At 73.1% G+C, this 17214-nt stretch carries 14 protein-coding genes and 2 pseudogenes; 1 reads left to right on the top strand and 15 read right to left on the bottom strand.

Annotated elements, in window-relative coordinates; genetic code table 11:
* The 14 genes and pseudogenes from BGO37_RS15220 to BGO37_RS15155 form a co-directional block, all read right to left on the bottom strand.
* Positions 1-427 (bottom strand): annotated as a pseudogene (locus tag BGO37_RS15220) (NADH-quinone oxidoreductase subunit L); the annotation flags it as partial.
* A gap of 9 nt (positions 428-436) precedes the next feature.
* Complete coding sequence (gene nuoK / locus BGO37_RS15215; RefSeq protein ID WP_291756239.1) at positions 437-736, bottom strand: NADH-quinone oxidoreductase subunit NuoK; 300 nt, start codon at positions 734-736, stop codon at positions 437-439.
* The gene (locus BGO37_RS15210) at positions 733-1611 is read right to left on the bottom strand and encodes an NADH-quinone oxidoreductase subunit J (RefSeq protein ID WP_291756237.1); all 879 of its coding nucleotides are present in this window, start codon (positions 1609-1611) and stop codon (positions 733-735) included. The genes nuoK and BGO37_RS15210 overlap by 4 nt, the downstream gene beginning before the upstream one ends.
* Entirely contained in the window at positions 1608-2294 is a 687-nt protein-coding gene (gene nuoI / locus BGO37_RS15205; RefSeq protein ID WP_291756246.1) for an NADH-quinone oxidoreductase subunit NuoI, read from the bottom strand. Before nuoI ends, BGO37_RS15210 begins: the two co-directional genes overlap by 4 nt.
* A gap of 124 nt (positions 2295-2418) precedes the next feature.
* The gene (gene nuoH / locus BGO37_RS15200; protein WP_291756235.1) at positions 2419-3780 is read right to left on the bottom strand and encodes an NADH-quinone oxidoreductase subunit NuoH; all 1362 of its coding nucleotides are present in this window, start codon (positions 3778-3780) and stop codon (positions 2419-2421) included.
* A complete protein-coding gene (locus tag BGO37_RS15195; protein WP_291756234.1) occupies positions 3777-6353 on the bottom strand; it encodes an NADH-quinone oxidoreductase subunit G in 2577 nt (858 codons plus the stop codon). The genes nuoH and BGO37_RS15195 overlap by 4 nt, the downstream gene beginning before the upstream one ends.
* Positions 6353-7687, bottom strand: a complete 1335-nt coding sequence (nuoF, locus tag BGO37_RS15190) for an NADH-quinone oxidoreductase subunit NuoF (RefSeq protein ID WP_291756232.1) — start codon at positions 7685-7687, stop codon at positions 6353-6355. Before nuoF ends, BGO37_RS15195 begins: the two co-directional genes overlap by 1 nt.
* Before the next feature lie 17 nt (positions 7688-7704).
* Positions 7705-8406, bottom strand: a pseudogene (nuoE, locus tag BGO37_RS15185) (NADH-quinone oxidoreductase subunit NuoE); the annotation flags it as partial.
* Positions 8407-8493: 87 nt separating this feature from the next.
* The gene (locus tag BGO37_RS15180) at positions 8494-9843 is read right to left on the bottom strand and encodes an NADH-quinone oxidoreductase subunit D (protein ID WP_291756230.1); all 1350 of its coding nucleotides are present in this window, start codon (positions 9841-9843) and stop codon (positions 8494-8496) included.
* On the bottom strand, positions 9843-10694 hold the full coding sequence (locus tag BGO37_RS15175; RefSeq protein WP_291756228.1) for an NADH-quinone oxidoreductase subunit C: 852 nt from the start codon (positions 10692-10694) through the stop codon (positions 9843-9845). Before BGO37_RS15175 ends, BGO37_RS15180 begins: the two co-directional genes overlap by 1 nt.
* Positions 10691-11245, bottom strand: a complete 555-nt coding sequence (locus BGO37_RS15170; protein ID WP_291756227.1) for an NADH-quinone oxidoreductase subunit B family protein — start codon at positions 11243-11245, stop codon at positions 10691-10693. The genes BGO37_RS15175 and BGO37_RS15170 overlap by 4 nt, the downstream gene beginning before the upstream one ends.
* 33 nt (positions 11246-11278) lie before the next feature.
* A complete protein-coding gene (locus tag BGO37_RS15165) occupies positions 11279-11641 on the bottom strand; it encodes an NADH-quinone oxidoreductase subunit A (protein WP_291756225.1) in 363 nt (120 codons plus the stop codon).
* A gap of 46 nt (positions 11642-11687) precedes the next feature.
* A complete protein-coding gene (locus BGO37_RS15160; protein WP_291756222.1) occupies positions 11688-12965 on the bottom strand; it encodes a geranylgeranyl reductase family protein in 1278 nt (425 codons plus the stop codon).
* A gap of 152 nt (positions 12966-13117) precedes the next feature.
* Entirely contained in the window at positions 13118-13825 is a 708-nt protein-coding gene (locus tag BGO37_RS15155; protein WP_291756220.1) for a demethylmenaquinone methyltransferase, read from the bottom strand.
* An 86-nt stretch (positions 13826-13911) separates the two neighbouring features.
* Here BGO37_RS15155 and BGO37_RS15150 point away from each other — a divergent pair, with 86 nt between their 5' ends.
* Positions 13912-15249: an isochorismate synthase MenF gene (locus BGO37_RS15150; RefSeq protein WP_291756217.1), complete on the top strand. Its 1338-nt coding sequence runs from the start codon at positions 13912-13914 to the stop codon at positions 15247-15249.
* An 81-nt stretch (positions 15250-15330) separates the two neighbouring features.
* Here BGO37_RS15150 and BGO37_RS15145 read toward each other — a convergent pair whose 3' ends face one another.
* Positions 15331-17163, bottom strand: coding sequence for a trypsin-like peptidase domain-containing protein (locus BGO37_RS15145; protein WP_291756215.1), 1833 nt, complete (start codon positions 17161-17163; stop codon positions 15331-15333).
* Positions 17164-17214: the final 51 nt, after the last annotated feature.

Raw genomic sequence — 17214 nt, 5'->3', positions numbered from 1 at the left:
GCATCGCCGCGACGAAGAGGTTCATGTAGGCGAAGAACCGGCGGCGGTCGGCGTCGTGCTCCATGTACGCCACGGAGTAGACGTGGATCAGCGTGCCGACGAACGTCACCAGCAGCACGAAGGTCAGCGACAGCGGGTCGATCCGGAAGCCGGCGTCGAGGTGGAACGTGCCGGCGTCGATCCAGCGGCCGAGGGACACGGTCGCCGTCCGGGCGTCGCCCGCCACGGAGAGCATCCGGAGCAGGAGCACGACGCCGAGGACGAGCGAGGCCAGCGGCGCGAGCACGCCGAGCCAGTGGCCCCAGCGGTCCGACCGGCGGCCGGCGAGCAGGAGGACCGCGGCGGACAGCAGCGGGATGCCGACGAGCCACGGGGCGAGCGTCGCGCCGCTCCACGCCGCGTCGGTGGTGATGGCGGTGATGAGCATCGGAGTCCCTCAGCTCTTCAGCAGGTTGACGTCGTCGACCGACGCCGAGCGCCTGGTCCGGAAGATCGAGATGATGATCGCGAGCCCGATGACGACCTCGGCCGCGGCCACGACCATGACGAAGAACGCCAGGACCTGGCCGGTGAGGTTGCCGTGCATGCGGCTGAAGGTCACCAGCGCGAGGTTCGTCGCGTTGAGCATCAGCTCGACGCCCATGAACACGATGATCGCGTTGCGCCGCACGAGGACGGTCGTCGCGCCGATCGAGAACAGGATCGCCGCGAGCACGACGTAGTGGGTGAGGGTCACGACTGCTCCTTCGCTCCGGCCGCGGCCGCCTCGTCGACCCGCCCGGCCTCGCCCAGCTCCGGGGGCTCGGCCGCCTCGACGCCCGACGCGGGCGCCGTCGCCCAGCTGCCCGACAGCACGCGGTCGATGCGGGCGGCGTACTCCTGCGCGTCGGCCTCCTGGCCGCGCACGCGCAGCACGCGCGAGACGGAGGTGTCGATCGGCCGGCCGTCCGGGCCGAGGGCCGGCACGTCCATCGCGTTGTGCCGCGCGTAGACGCCCGGCGCGGGCTTGCCCGCGATGGTGCCGTCGAGGACGCGGGCCGCCGAGCGCTCCCGCTGCGTGACGCGCGGCGTGAGCCGGCGACGGTGCGTGAGCATGATCGCGCCGATCGCCGCGGTGATGAGCAGGGCGCCGACCACCTCGAGCGCGAACGCGTAGCTGCCGAACACCAGGCGCGCCAGAGCCACCGGGTTGGAGTCGGCGTTGGCGTTCGTCAGGCCCGCGGCCGGGCCGTAGTGCGCCCGGCCGACGACCCCGGCGAGCACGACCGCCAGGCCGAGACCGCCGAGCGCGGCGATCCAGCGCTGGCCGCGCAGCGTCTCGGTGAGCGTGTCGGAGGCGTCGACGCCGACAAGCATGAGGACGAAGAGGAACAGCATCATGATCGCGCCGGTGTAGACGACCACCTGGACCACCCCGAGGAAGGGGGCGTCCTGGGCGACGTAGAGGAACGCCAGGCCGATCATCACGACGATGAGGGACAGCGCCGCGTGCACCGCCTTGCGGGCGAACAGCAGGCCGCCCGCCGCCAGGACCATGACGACCGCGAGGATCCAGAAGAGGATCGCCTCGCCGGTCGTCGTCTGCCCGGCGTCGGTGAGGGAGGTGATCACAGCACTCGCCGCCCCTGCTTCGTCGCGCCCGCGGTGATCGCGGCCTGCGCCTGGGCGGTGGCCCCGCGCGGCGCCGGGGGCATGCCCGCGGCGACGTTGACCGGCAGCGAGGGGTCGTCGGGCCGGTGCTCGGCCACCCACTCCTCCTGCTCCCGGGTCGGCCCGGTGACCGCGCCGCGGTAGTAGTCCTTGTCCGTGGTGCCCTCCACCATGGGGTGCGGGGTCGACAGCATGCCGTCGCGCAGCGGCGCCAGCAGGTCCTGCTTCTCCCAGATGAGGCCCGCCCGGGTGGGGCCGGCCAGCTCGTAGTCGTTCGTCATCGTCAGCGCCCGCGTCGGGCACGCCTCGATGCACAGGCCGCAGAGGATGCAGCGCAGGTAGTTGATCTGGTAGACGCGGCCGTAGCGCTCGCCCGGCGAGTACTGCTCCTCGGGCGTGTTGTCGTCGGCCTCGACGTAGATCGCGTCCGCGGGGCACGCCCAGGCGCACAGCTCGCAGCCGATGCACTTCTCCAGGCCGTCGGCGTACCGGTTGAGCTGGTGCCGGCCGTGGAAGCGGGGCTTCGGCGGCACCTTCTCGGTCGGGTACTCCTCGGTGACGGTCTTCTTGAAGAAGTTCGACAGCGTCACGCCGAAGCCGGCGGCCGGGGCGAGCAGCTCGCCGACGCCGCTGGGGCGCGGCATGCGGGAGCGGAACTCGGCCGGCTTGCCCACCTCGGTGGACCGCCGGGCCACGGGCTTGGCCGGCGCCTGCCGGGCGACGTCGCCGCCCGGCGGGGTCGAACCTGGCCACTGGGGCTGGGGCTCGTCAGCCACGGGGCTCCTCCTCGGTGGTGGTCGGTCCGGACGCGATCGCCACGGACGCCTCGACCGGGGTCGCGACCCGGCGCGCCGCGCGCGGCGACGGCGGGAGGACCTGGCCGGGCAGCGGCGGCACGGGGAACCCGTCCGCGAAGGCGTCGAAGGCTGTGGGCTTCGCCGACGGCGGCGCACCCGGCTTCTTGCGCTCGGGCAGGAACATCGAGATCACGGCCCCGACGACCACGACCCCGGCGAACACCATCAGCCACGTCCGGTAGACGCCGAAGCTGATGGTGCCGAACTTCGCGATCGCCTGCGAGACGGAGACGATGACGACGACGACGAGCGCGGCCGGGATGAGCACCTTCCAGCCGAGCTTCATGAACTGGTCGTACCGGAAGCGCAGCAGCGTGCCGCGCACCCAGACGAAGAAGAACATGAGCAGCCACACCTTGACGACGAACCACGCCAGCGGCCAGTAGCCCTGGTTGAAGTAGCCGTCGCCGATCGCGCTGATCGGCCAGGGGGCGCGCCAGCCACCGAGGAACAGCGTGGTGGCGACCGCGGAGACGTTGAGCATGTTGATGTACTCGGCGAGGAAGAACCACGCGAACTTCATCGACGAGTACTCGGTGGTGTAGCCGCCGACGAGTTCGCCCTCGGCCTCCGGCAGGTCGAACGGCAGGCGGTTGGTCTCGCCCACCATCGACACGACGTAGAGGATGAACGCCGGGATCAGCGGCAGGAACCACCACACCCGGGTCTGCGAGTCGACGATCTGGCTGGTCGACATGGAGCCCGCGACGATGAACACGGAGACCAGCGACAGGCCCATCGCCAGCTCGTAGCTGATCACCTGGGCGGTGGAGCGGACCGAGCCGAGCAGCGGGTAGGTCGAGCCCGACGACCAGCCACCGAGGACGATGCCGTACACCCCGACCGAGGTGCACGCGAGGATGTAGAGCACCGCGACCGGGAAGTCGGTCAGCTGCAGCGGCGTGTGGACCCCGAAGAAGTTCACCTCGGGCCCCATGGGGATCACGGCGTAGGTGAGCAGCGCGCAGAACACCGAGACCATCGGCGCGACCAGGTACACCAGCAGGTCCGCCGCGCGGACGTTGATGTCCTCCTTGACGAGCAGCTTCATCGCGTCGGCCAGCGACTGCAGCAGGCCGAGGGGGCCATGCACGTTGGGGCCGGGACGCAGCTGCATGCGGCCGACGACCCGGCGCTCGAACCAGATCGCGATGAGCACGCTGACCAGGAGGAACACCAGCAGCAGCACGGCCTTGACCAGCCACACCCACCACTGGTCGTGGCTGAAGTCGGCCACCACCGGGTTGCCCGTCGCGGCGAGCAGACGGTTCACGCCGTGACCTCCTTCTCGTCGAGGGCGGACGCCTCGTCGGCGCGTGCCAGGCGTACCACGTCACCCGCGTCGGCGCGCAACGTCTCCCGGACCGCGCAGTCGGCGGCGTTCGTCGGCACCCAGACCACCCGGTCCGGCATGTCGGTCACGAGCACCGGGAGCGTCACCGCCCCGGCATCGGTCGAGACCGTGACGTGCTCGTCGTCGGCGACGCACAGCGCGGCGGCCGTGGCAGCCGAGAGCCGGGCCGCGGACCGCTTGGCGGTGCCCGCGAGGAACGGCTCGCCGCCCTGGAGCCGGCCGGCGTCGAGCAGCAGGTGCCACGTCGCCAGCACCGCCTGGGTCTCGTCGACCGCGGGCGGCTCGGCGGCGGCCTCGTCGGGCGCCTCGGCCCGGGCGCCGTCCCAGCCGCCGAGCTGGTCCAGCTCGTCGTGCACCTGGGCGAGCGAGCGCAGGCCGAGCGGGGTGCCGAGCGCGTCGGCGAGCGCGTCGAGCATCCGGGCGTCGGTGAGCGCGGTGCTGACGAGCACCTGCGGGAACGGCCGCGGGCGGCCCTCCCACGTGACGAACGTGCCAGGCTTCTCCACCGGCGGGGCGACCGGCAGCACGACGTCGGCGCGCTGCGTCACCTCGGACGGCAGCACCTCGAGGCTGACGACGAAGGCCCGGTCGAGCGCGCGTCGCGCGAGCTCCGGGTCCGGCAGGTCCGCCACCTCCAGGCCGCCGACGACGAGCGCGGCGATCTGCCCGTCCGCCGCCGCCTGCAGGATCGCGGTGAGGTCCCGGCCCGGCTCGCTCGGCAGGGACTCGACTCCCCAGGCCGCCGCCATGTCGACGCGGGCCGCGGTGTCCGCGACCGGGCGGCCGCCCGGCAGCAGGCCCGGCAGCGTGCCGGCCTCGACCGCACCCCGCTCGCCCGCACGTCGCGGCACCCAGGCGAGCCTGGCGCCGGTGCGCGTGGCCAGCCGCAGCGCGGCCGAGAGCGCGCCCGGCACGGTCGCGGCACGCTCGCCCACGAGGACGACCGCGCCCGGCTTCGCCAGGCCGGCCGCCGCGGCGCCCAGCGGACCGTCGGCGCCCTCGGCGATGCCGTCGAGCACCTCGGCCTCCGTGCCCGGGGCCGCGCTGAGCAGCGTGCCGTCGAGGCGCGCCACCCCGCGCGAGGCGAACGGCGCGACCGTGAAGACCTGGCCCTTCGTGCGCCGGAGGCCCTGGCGCAGCCGCAGGAAGAGGATGCCGCCCTCCTCCTCCGGCTCGAGCCCGACGAAGAGCACCGCGGGTGCCACGTCGAGGTCGGCGAACGTCACGTCGAGCGTGCGCCCGGCCACGTGGTGGGCGAGGAAGGCCGCCTCCTCCGCCGAGTGCGGGCGTGCCCGGTGGTCGACGTCGTTGGTGCGCAGCGCCACGCGCGCGAACTTGGCGTACGCGTAGGCGTCCTCCAGCGGCAGCCGGCCCCCGGGCAGGACGGCCGCGCCGCCCTTGGCGAGCGCCGCCGCCAGGCCCGCGGCCGCCGCGTCGATCGCCTCCGTGAGGCTGGTGGCGTGCAGGACCCCGTCCTCACGCACCTGCGGCGCCGTCAGGCGGTCCTTGCCGGCCTGCCACGGGAACGCGAAGCGGTCCTTGTCGGTGACGAACTCGGCGTTGACGGCCGGGTCGTTGTCCGAGAGGCGGCGCAGCACCACGCCGCGCCGGTGGTCGATCCGGATGGCCGAGCCCTGCGAGTCGTGCTCCGCGATCGAGGGCGTCGAGACGAGGTCGAACGGCCGCGAGCGGAACCGGTACGCCGCGCTGGTCAGCGCGCCGACCGGGCAGATCTGGACCGTGTTGCCGGAGAAGTACGACGCGAACGGCTGCCCGCTGGCGTCCATGCTGGACTCGCCCACCGGCAGCTCGCCGCGGATCCCGAGGATCCCGGTGTCGAACCGGCCGATCTGCTGCTGCCAGCCGCGCTTCTGCAGGTCGATGAACTGGTCGCCGGCGATCTCGTCCTGGAACCGGGTGCAGCGCTGGCACAGGATGCAGCGCTCCCGGTCGAGGAGGATCTGCGTGGAGATGTTGATGGGCTTGGCGTAGGTGCGCTTGGCGTCGACGAACCGGCTCGTCGCCCGGCCGTTGCTCATCGCCTGGTTCTGCAGGGGGCACTCGCCGCCCTTGTCGCACACCGGGCAGTCCAGCGGGTGGTTGATGAGCAGGAACTCGATGATGCCGTGCTGGGCCTTGTCGGCCTCCGGCGACGTCCGCTGGGTCTTCACCACCATGCCCGGCGTGGCCTCGAGCGTGCAGGACGCCTGCGGCTTGGGGAACTTGGCCAGCTGGTCGCCGCGCGGCGCCCACACCTCGACGAGGCACTGCCGGCACGCGCCGGCCGGGGCCAGCAGCGGGTGGTCGCAGAACCGCGGGATCTGGATGCCCAGCTGCTCGGCGGCGCGGATGACGAGCGTGCCCTTCGGCACGGTCGTCTCGATGCCGTCGATGCTGAACGTCACCGTCGCCGTCGGCTCGGGCTCCGTCGCCGGGGGCGCGGCCGGGACCAGCGGGGTCGCCGCTCCGCTGCGGGGAGTCGTCACGGTCATCAGTGCACCCCCGCGAGCTGCGCGCGCGAGCGCGGCGTGTAGGCGAACAAGGAACTCTTCTCCGGCGGGAACAGGACGTCGGCCGGCGTGTGCATGCCCGCCTCGAACTCCTCGCGGAAGTACTGCAGGCCGGACTGCACGGGGCTGCAGGCCGCGTCGCCGAGCGGGCAGAACGCCCGCCCGAGGATGTTGTCGGTGGAGTCGGCCAGCACCTCGAGGTCGCCGGGCCGGCCCTCGCCGGCCTCGAGCCGCTTGAGGACCGCGACCAGCCAGTACGTGCCCTCGCGGCACGGCGTGCACTTGCCGCACGACTCGTGCTTGTAGAACTCGAGCCAGCGCGTGACGGCCCGGACGACGGACACCGTCTCGTCGAAGATCTGCAGCGCGCGCGTGCCCAGCATCGACCCGGCCTTGCCGACCGACTCGTAGTCGAGCGGCACGTCGAGGTGCTCGGCGGTGAAGATCGGGGTCGACGAGCCGCCGGGGGTCCAGAACTTCAGCTGGTGGCCCTGGCGGACGCCGCCGGCCATCTCGAGCAGCTCGCGCAGGGTGATGCCGAGCGGGGCCTCGTACTGGCCGGGGCGCTCGACGTGGCCGGAGAGGCTGAACAGGCCGTGGCCCTGCGAGCGCTCGGTGCCCATCGCGGCGAACCACGCCGCGCCGCCCCGCAGGATGCCGGGGACCGAGGCGATGGTCTCGACGTTGTTGACCACCGTCGGGCGGGCGTACAGGCCGGCCACCGCGGGGAACGGCGGCTTGAGCCGCGGCTGCCCGCGCAGGCCCTCGAGCGAGTCGAGCAGCGCGGTCTCCTCGCCGCAGATGTAGGCGCCCGCGCCGGCGTGCACGGTGACGTCGAGGTCGAAGCCCGTGCCGAGCACGTTCGTGCCCAGGAGGCCCGCGTCGTACGCCTCGGCCACCGCGTGCTGCAGCCGCCGGGTCGCGTGCAGCACCTCGCCGCGGATGTAGATGAAGGCGTGGTGGCAGCCGATCGCGAAGCTCGTGATGGCGATGCCCTCGAGGAGCGAGTGCGGGTTGGCCATGATGAGCGGGATGTCCTTGCAGGTACCCGGCTCCGACTCGTCCGCGTTGATGACGAGGTAGCGGGGGCCGCCGTCCGGCGCCGGCAGGAAGGACCACTTCATGCCGGCGGGGAAGCCGGCGCCGCCGCGGCCGCGCAGGCCGGAGTCCTTGACCATCGCGATGATGTCGGCGGGCGCCATCGAGAGGGCCTTGCGCAGGCCCCGGTAGCCCCCGGTCCGCTGGTACGACGAGAGGCTCCAGGAGTGGTCGGCGTCCCAGCTCGCCGAGAGCACCGGCGTGAGCGTCGTGGTCACTTCGCCTCCTTCTCGTCCCCGTAGGGAGCGGCGGCCCAGCCGTGCTCGTGGGCAACCTTCAGCCCCACGAGCGTCGCGGGGCCGGCCGTGTCGCCCTCGTCGGCCCGCCCGTCGGGGAACCCGGCCAGGACCCGGCTCATCTCCTTGAAGGTCACGACGGTGTCCGCGCCGCGCGTCGGCCTCACGGGCTTGCCCGCACGCAGGTCGTCGGTCAGCGCGACCGCCGAGGCGGGGGTCTGGTTGTCGAAGAACTCCCAGTTGACCATGACCACCGGGGCGTAGTCGCAGGCGGCGTTGCACTCGACGTGCTCGAGCGTGATGACCCCGTCGTCGGTGGTCTCGTCGTTGCCGATCCCGAGGTGCTCGACGAGCTCCTCCCAGATCGCGTCGCCGCCCATGATGGCGCACAGCGCGGTGGTGCAGACGCCCACCGTGTACGTGCCGTTCGGGTGCCGCTTGTACTGCGTGTAGAACGTCGCGACCGCGCTGACCTCGGCGGTCGTCTGGCCGAGCAGCTCGGCCGCGAACGCGATGCCGCGCGGGGAGACGTAGCCGTCCTCCGCCTGCAGCAGGTGCAGCAGCGGCAGCAGCGCCGACCTCGGCTCCGGGTAGCGGGCGATGATCGCGGCGGCGTCGGCGGCGAGGCGCTCGCGCGTCGCGTCGTCGTACCCCGTCGCGTGGGTCTGGCCGAGGGTGCGGCCCTGCGGCTCAGCGCCCATTGCTCAGCCTTCCCTGCGTTTCGCTCCCGGCGGGCGCCGCCTGCGGCGACCCCCACCGTCCGCTGCACTTCGGATGCGGCTTCGACATCAGCGGTCCACGCCTCCCAGCACGGGGTCGATCGAGGCGACCGACGCGACGACGTCGGCCAGGTTGCCGCCCTCGCACATCACGGAGACCGCCTGCAGGTTGTTGAAGCTCGGGTCGCGGAAGTGCGCGCGGTAGGGGCGGGTGCCACCGTCGGAGACGACGTGCACGCCGAGCACGCCGCGCGGGTGCTCCACCTCGGACCACGCCTGGCCGGCCGGGACCCGGAAGCCCTCGGTGACCAGCTTGAAGTGGTGGATCAGGGCCTCCATCGAGGTGCCCATGATCTCCTTGATGTGCTCGAGGCTGTTCCCCTGCCCGTCGGGGCCGACGGCCAGCTGCGCGGGCCACGCGATCTTCTTGTCCGCGACCATCACCGGCGCGTGCGGGCCGAGCTTGGCGAGCCGGTCGAGCGCCTGCTCGACGATGTGGATCGACTGCCACATCTCCTCGAACCGGACCATCATCCGGTCCCAGGCGTCGGCGTTGGTGCCGGTGGGGACGTCGAAGTCGTAGGTCTCGTAGCCCGAGTACGGGTTCGCCTTGCGGACGTCGTAGGGCAGGCCCGCCGAGCGCAGGATCGGGCCCGTCATCCCCAGCGCCATGCACCCGGCGAGGTTGAGGTACCCCACGTTCTGGTAGCGCAGCTTGAGGATCGGGTTGGCCGTCATCAGCTTGCTCAGGTCGCCCGCGAACTTCCTGACGCCGACGAGCGCCTCACGGATCGCGTCGACGGCCCCCGGCGGCAGGTCCTGGACCACCCCGCCCGGGCGGATGTACGCGTGGTTCATCCGCAGGCCGGTGATGAGCTCGAAGATCTGCAGGATGTGCTCGCGGCCCTGGAACGCCAGGGTCATGATCGTCGTCGCGCCCAGCTCGTTGCCGCCGGTTCCCAGGCAGATGAAGTGCGACGCGATCCGGTTGAGCTCCATCATCAGCACGCGGATGACGGAGGCCTTCTCCGGGACGTCGTCGGTGATGCCGAGCAGCTTCTCCACGGCCAGGCAGTAGCCGGCCTCCTGGAACAGCGGCGCCACGTAGTCCATGCGGGTGCAGAAGGTCACGCCCTGGGTCCAGGTGCGGAACTCCATGTTCTTCTCGATGCCCGTGTGCAGGTACCCGATGCCCGCGCGGGCCTCGGTCACCGTCTCGCCCTCGATCTCGAGCATCAGGCGGAGCACGCCGTGCGTCGACGGGTGCTGCGGGCCCATGTTGACGACGATGCGCTCCTCGCCGAGGCGCGCCGCTTCCTCGGCGATCGACGACCAGTCGCCGCCGGACGCCTCGAACGTGGGGACCGCGGCCGTGGCCTCGTCGTCCACCACGGGCCGGGTGGCGTGAACGTTGCTCATCAGGAGTACGACCTCCGCTGGTCCGGGGGCGGCGTGGTGGCGCCCTTGTACTCGACCGGGATGCCGCCGAGCGGGTAGTCCTTGCGCTGCGGGTGGCCCGGCCAGTCGTCCGGCATCTCGATCCGCGCCAGGCCCGGGTGGCCGTCGAAGACGATGCCGAAGAAGTCCCAGGTCTCGCGCTCGTGCCAGTCGTTGGCCGGGTAGACCCCGACCGTCGACGGGATGTGCGGGTCGTCGTCCGGCGCCGTCACCTCGAGGCGCAGGCGGCGCCCGTGCGTCACCGACACCAGGTGGTACACCGCGTGCAGCTCTTCGCCGGTCTCGTGCGGGTAGTGCACGCCGTTGACGCCCATCGACAGCTCGAACCGCAGGTCCTGGTCGTCGCGCAGCGCCTGCGCCACCTCGACGAGGTGCTCGCGCGCCACGTTCAGGGTGAGCTCGCCGCGGTCGACGACGACGGACGGGACCGCGTCGGCGAAGCCGGTGCCGGACTCGTCGAGCACCTCGGCGAGGATGTCGACGACCTCGTCGAACCAGCCGCCGTAGGGCCGCTCGCTCGGGCCGGGCATCGCCACCGGGGCGACGAGGCCGCCGTAGCCGGAGGTGTCGCCGGAGCCGTGCACGCCGAACATGCCGTACCGGACGTCGATGATCGGGATCGTGGTGCCCGCCCCCGCGCGGCCGGTGTTCTGCGCGCCCGCCTCGAGGGCCGTCTCGCTCGTCGCCTGGGCGGCCGCGGCGGCCGGGGTGGTCGACTCGCCCGGCTTGACCGTCGCGGCGGCGTCCGCCTTCTCACCGGTCGGCACGGGCGTCGCCGCGGCGTCGCGGGTCGCGTCCTTCGGATCCGTCATCGCAGCAGGCCCGTCATGTGGGAGGTCGGGGTGGCCTCCAGCGCCGCCTGCTCCGCCGCGGCGGCCGCGGCGCGGCGGTCGACGCCGAGGGGCGAGTGCTGGATCTGGTCGTGCAGCGCGAGGATCGCGTGCAGCAGCATCTCCGGACGTGGCGGGCAGCCCGGCAGGTAGATGTCCACCGGCACGACGTGGTCGACGCCCTGGACCACCGCGTAGTTGTTGAACATGCCGCCCGACGAGGCGCAGACGCCCATCGCGAGCACCCACTTGGGCTCGGGCATCTGGTCGTAGACCTGCCGGACGATCGGCGCCATCTTCTGCGACACGCGGCCCGCGACGATCATGAGGTCCGACTGCCGCGGCGAGGCGCGGAACACCTCCATGCCGATGCGGGAGATGTCGAAGCGCGGCCCGCCGGTCGCCATCATCTCGATGGCGCAGCAGGCCAGGCCGAACGTCACCGGCCACAGCGACGCCTTGCGGACGTAGCCGACCATGCTCTCGACGGTCGTCAGCAGGATCCCCGAGGGGGCGTGCTCCTCGATGCCCATGTCAGACCTCCCTCGTCGTGCTCGTGCGTCCGCTCAGTCCCATTCGAGCCCCCCGCGCCGCCACTCGTAGACGAACGGCACCGTGATGAGGGCGAGGAAGCCGAGCATCGCGATCAGGCCGAACCAGGCCAGCTCGCCGAAGTCCACCGCCCACGGGTAGAGGAACACGACCTCGATGTCGAAGACGATGAACGTCATCGCCACCAGGTAGTACTTGATGGGGAACCGGCCGCCGCCGATCGCGTGCGGCGTCGGCTGGATCCCGCACTCGTACGCCTCGAGCTTCGCCCGGTTGTACTTCCGCGGGCCGAGGATCGCGGACGCCCCGACGCCGCCGAGCGCCATGACGCCGGCGATGCCCATCATCCACAGCAGCGGGACGTACGGGTTGCTCATCGGGACCTCCACGCAGTCGTCGCGGGACAGCAGATCATGCTTTTCCTCATGCCCGGGGCGCCATCCTCGTCATCGCCGCGATGACGCGGTCGAACGCGTCCCCGCCACGGGGCTCGTAGCAGTCGGCGAGCAGCTTGTGGGTGAAGCGCATGACCAGCGGGCGGGGTAGACCGTAGCGCGTGCAGGCGCGCATCACCTGCGGGTGCTCGATCAGCTTCACGAAGATCCGTCCCAGCGTGTAGTAGCCGCCCAGGTCGTCCTTCATCCTCGTCTGGTAGGCGGCGAACGCGCGCTCCCGTCCGGCTGCCGACCCTCGGGCCAGCCCCTGGGCCGCCGCCTCGGCCGCCACCCGGCCCGCGGCCAGCGCATACGCGATGCCCTCGCCGTTGAAGGGGCTCACCATGCCGGCGGCGTCGCCGACCAGCATGAGGCCGTTGCCGTACAGCGGGCCGCGGTTGAAGCCCATCGGCAGCGCGGCACCCCGCACCGGACCGTCCTGGTTCTCCTTCGTGAAGCCCCACTCCGGCGGCGTGTTGGCCATCCACGTGGCGAAGAGGTCGCGGTAGTCCACCTTCGTCGCGGCGTTCGTCGAGCTCACCGAGCCGAGGCCGACGTTCACGGTGCCGTCGCCCAGCGCGAAGATCCAGCCGTAGCCCGGCATGAGGTTGCTCGCCCCCGGCTCGCCGTCCCACAGCTCGAGGTAGCTCGTCATCCACGGGTCGTCGTGCAGCGGCGACCGGAAGTAGGTCCGCACCGCGACGCCCATCGGGCGGTCCGGGCGCGGGGTGCGGCCGAGGCCGGTGGCCAGGCGGGAGCTCACGCCGTCGGCGGCCACGACGAGCGGGGCGCGCAGGACGACCTCCTCGTCGCCCTCGCGCCGAGCGCGGACGCCGACGACGCGGCCGGTGCGCTCGTCGAGCAGCGGGCCGGTGACAGCGGTGCGCTCGAGGACCTTGGCACCGGCGGCGCGTGCGTGCTCGACGAGCAGCTGGTCCAGCCCGGTGCGCCGCCTGGCCAGGCCGTAGGAGGGGTAACTCGAGAGCTCCGGCCACGGCAGCTCGATGGTGTGCCCGCCGCCGTGCACGCGCAGCCCGAGGTTGCGGATCCAGCCGTCGTCCTCGCGGATGGCCACGCCCATGCGGACGAGCTCGGCGACCGCACGGGGGGTCAGGCCGTCGCCGCAGACCTTGTCGCGGGGGAAGGACGCCTTGTCGAGGAGGAGCACGTCCAGGCCCGCCGCGGCCGCCCAGTAGGCGGTGGCGGCGCCTCCGGGACCGGCGCCGACGACGACGACGTCCGCGTCATCGGAGCCTGCGGCCACCACTGGATACCCCTCTTGTGACGACGTTCACCTGCCCCCTCCCGGCGACTCTATACACGCCGTCGCGAGGCTGTCTGCGAAGGCTGGCCTAACTTGACAGGCAGGCCTGGGACGCTCGTCCCGGTCATGCGGCCTGACCTGCGACGACGCGGCTCTCACACGCCTTCCGGCGACGGTCGGAAGCCTCGGTGGAGGGCCACGATCCCCCCCGACAGGTTGCGGTACGCGACGGACGCCCAGCCGGCCGCACGCATCTTCACGCCGAGCTCCCGCTGCTCCGGCCAGGCCGCGATGGTGTCCGCGAGGTACGTGTACGCGTCCGACTCCTTGGCCACCACACCGGCGATGCGCGGCAGCGCCTTGGACAGGTACTGGTCGTAGACCGCGCGGAAGGCCTTGTTCGTCGGGCGCGAGAACTCGCAGATCACCACGCGCCCACCGGGTCGCGTCACCCGCAGCATCTCCTCCAGCGCGCCGTCCACGTCCGGGACGTTGCGCAGCCCGAACGAGATCGTCACCGCGTCGAAGGACTCGTCGGCGAACGGGAGGCGGCCGGCGTCGCCGGCGACGAAGGCGATGTCGGGTCGCTTCCGGTGGCCCACCTGGAGCATGCCCAGCGACAGGTCGCACGCGACCACGCGCACCCCGCGGTCGGCCAGCGGCACAGCGCTCGTGCCGGTCCCGGCCGCGAGGTCGAGCACCCGGTCGCCGCGCCCGACCCCCAGCGCGTCGAGGGTGGCCCGCCGCCACGAGCGGTCCTGGAACATCGACAGCACGTCGTTGGTCAGGTCGTAGCGGTCGGCGACGGCGTCGAACATGGCGGCGACGTCGCGGGTGTCCTTGTCGAGTCCGGCACGGGGCATGGGCCCATCCTCTCCCAGGTCGTCCACACCCCCTCGCCGAACACGACGAGTCGGAGGTGGCGGGACGTTCGGACTAACCTGCGGCGGTGACTTCGACGCCGGCGGCAACGCCCGTTGCCGCACCGCTCGTCGTGCGCACCGTGCCCCTGGACCGGCTGCCCGGCGCCCGCACCGGCGAGGGCGACGAGCCCGACGCCCGCGACCTGCTCGACCTGCTGCCCGCCGGCGACGCCCCCCTGGCCTGGGTGCGGCGCGGCGACGGGCTGGTCGCCTGGGGCGAGGCGGCCCGCGTCGAGACGTCCGGGCCGAGCCGGTTCGCCGACGCCGACGAGGCGTGGCGCCGCATCGTCGCCCACGCCGTGGTGCGCGACGAGGTCCGGCTGCCCGGCACCGGGCCGGTGGCCTTCGGCTCCTTCGCGTTCGACGACGAGTCGGCGGCCGGCGGCGTGCTCGTCGTGCCGCGCGTGGTCGTCGGGCGCCGGGCCGGACGCGCCTGGCTCACCACCCAGACGCCCGCGGGCGACCTGGGCGCGCCCCCGGACCCGGCGACGCTGCGCGTCGCCGACCACGTGCCCTCCCCCGGCGCCGTGGCGCAGGCGGACGGCGCGCTGAGCCCCGCTCGCTGGGGCGCGGCGGTGAGCGACGCGGTGGCCCGGATCCGGCGCGGCGACGTCGACAAGGTGGTGCTGGCGCGCGACGTCACCGTGACCGCCGAGGAGCCCGTCGACCCGCGATGGGTCGCCCGCCGCCTGGCGGACCGCTACGCGGCGACCTGGACGTTCGTCGTCGACAGCCTGGTCGGGGCGACGCCCGAGCTGCTGGTCCGCTCGCAGAAGGGGCTCGTCACCTCGCGGGTGCTCGCCGGCACCATCCGGCGGACCGGGGACGACGAGGCGGACATGGCGCGCGCCGGGATCCTCGCCCACTCGTCGAAGGACCTCGAGGAGCACGAGTACGCCGTGGCGTCCGTCGCCGCCGCGCTCACCCCGTTCTGCTCGTCGACCAACGTGCCGGACGTGCCGTTCGTGCTGCCGCTGCCCAACGTGCTGCACCTGGCCTCCGACGTCACGGGCGTGCTGGCACCGGACGAGCCGCGGCCGACGTCCCTGGCGCTGGCCGCCGCCCTGCACCCGTCCGCAGCCGTCTGCGGCACGCCGACGGCTGCCGCGCGCGACGTCATCCGCGCGGTCGAGCACATGGACCGCGACCGGTACGCCGGGCCCGTCGGCTGGCTCGGTGCCGACGGCGACGGCGAGTGGGGCATCGGCCTGCGGTCGGGCCGCGTGCAGGCCGACGACCCCCGGCGGGTGCGGATCTTCGCGGGCTGCGGCGTGGTGGCGGCGTCCGAGCCGACGGCCGAGCTGGCCGAGTCGGAGGCCAAGCTCGAGCCGATGCGCTGGGCGCTCGGGGTGCGCACGCGCTGAGGACGACCACGGGCGGCCACCCCAGCGGATGACCGCCCGTCGTCCTGACCGCCGGGCCCTGCTCGGCCCGGTCCCGTCCGGTCAGCCCTGCGAGCTGCCGCCCGGCGTGGTGCTCCGGCCCTGCTGCTGCTGCAGCCACTGCCACAGCTGCTGCGGGGTCATGTTGCCCTGCAGGCTGTTGCCGGAGCCGCTGCCGCCGTTCTGGTTGCTCGGCGCGCCCTGCGGGTTCTGGGTCGGGGTGCCGCTGCCCGTGTCGGCCTTCGCCGCGAGCGTGACCTCGACGGTCAGGGCCTTGCCGTTGCGGACGAGCACGAGCGAGGCCTTGTCGCCCGTCGACATCGCCCGCACGTACGCGGCGAGCGAGTCGCTGCTGCCGACCGGCTGGCCGTTGATCGCCACGACGACGTCACCGACCTGCAGGCCCGCGGCGGACGCCGGCGAGCTCGCCGTCACGGACATCACCTGGGCGCCGCGCCGCGTGACGCCGTCCGCGGTGGCCTGGCCGTCCTGCAGGCTCACGCCCAGGTAGGCGTGCTTCGCCGAGCCGTTGGCGATGATCTGCTGCGCGATGCTCGACACGAGCTTGACCGGGATCGCGAAGCCCAGGCCGATGGAGCCCGAGCTGCTCGACGTCGTCGCGATCGACGACGTGATGCCGATGACCTGGCCCTGCACGTTGAACAGCGGCCCGCCGGAGTTGCCCGGGTTGATCGCGGCGTCGATCTGGAGGGCGTTGGTCACCGGGCCCTGCGTGCCGGTGTCGCTCTGCGGCGACACGGGCCGGTTGACCGCCGACACGATGCCGGTGGTCACGGTGTTGGCGAGGCCCAGCGGGTTGCCGACCGCCATGACCGGGTCGCCGACGCGGACGTCGTCGGAGTTGCCGAACTGCGCGACCGTGAGGTCGGACGGCGGGTTCTTCAGCGTGACGACCGCCAGGTCGGTGCTGGGGTCGGTGCCCGTGATGGTGGCGTCGTACAGCCGGCCGTCGGAGAGCGTCACCTGGACGGTGCCGCCCTGCACGCCGGCCACGACGTGGTTGTTGGTGACGATGCGGCCCTTGTCGTCGACGACGACGCCGGACCCGAGGGCCTCGCCGGAGCTCGTCTGCACGTCGATCGCGACGACGGAGCCCTGGACAGCCGCGGCGACCGCGGTCCAGTTGGGGTTCGCGGCGGTCGAGCCCGCGACCGGCACGGTGCCCGAGCCGCCCTGCCCGATGTTGGCGATCGAGGTCGGCTGGGGACCGCCCTGGCTCGCCGCGGAGGTGTTGCGCCAGTGGTGGGTGGCGGTGAGGATCGCGGCCACCGCGAGGAGCACGACGACGAGGAGCGTCGCCACGACCGGCAGCCAGGTGCGGCTGCGGTGCGGCGGGACGGGTGCGACGCCGGCCGGGGCCGGTGCGCCGGGGGGCGGCGGGACCGCGCCGACGGGTGCGGCGTAGGGGTGCTGCGGGTACGCCTGCTGCGGTGCGCCGTACGGCGACCCGTAGGGCTGGTTGCCGCTGATCGGACGGGCGCCGTAGCCGTACTGCTGCGCCGGCGGGTAGGCCGGCTGGGCCGGGTAGGCGGGGCCGGCGTAGGGCGGGCCCTGGTACGGCGGGTGGTAGCCGGGCGCCGGGTAGGAGGGGGCGGCCGACGCCGGCGCCGGCGGCGGCACCGCCGGGGCGGCCGGGGTCGCCGGGAGGGGCGCGGTCTCGTTCACCTGCACGGGCTGCGTGTCGCCCGGCGCGGGCGTGCCCTCGATCGGCTGGGTGTCGCCCGGCGCGGGTGCGCCGTGGAGCGGCTGGGTGTCGCTTGCGGCGGGCGACACCGCCTCGTGGGCGGCCTCGGCCGGGGTCGCCGGCTCGGTCGCGCCGTCCGCGATGGGCTCCGGTGCCTCGTCGGGCCGGGGCCCGTCGGGGGTGGTGGTCATGACTCCTCCTTCGTCGCCTCCCATGAAACGACATGGCTCTGAGGGCGCACT

The sequence above is a fragment of the Cellulomonas sp. 73-92 genome (assembly GCF_001898175.1).
Lineage (GTDB): Bacteria > Actinomycetota > Actinomycetes > Actinomycetales > Cellulomonadaceae > Cellulomonas.
This window is presented reverse-complemented; position numbering and strand designations above follow the sequence as displayed.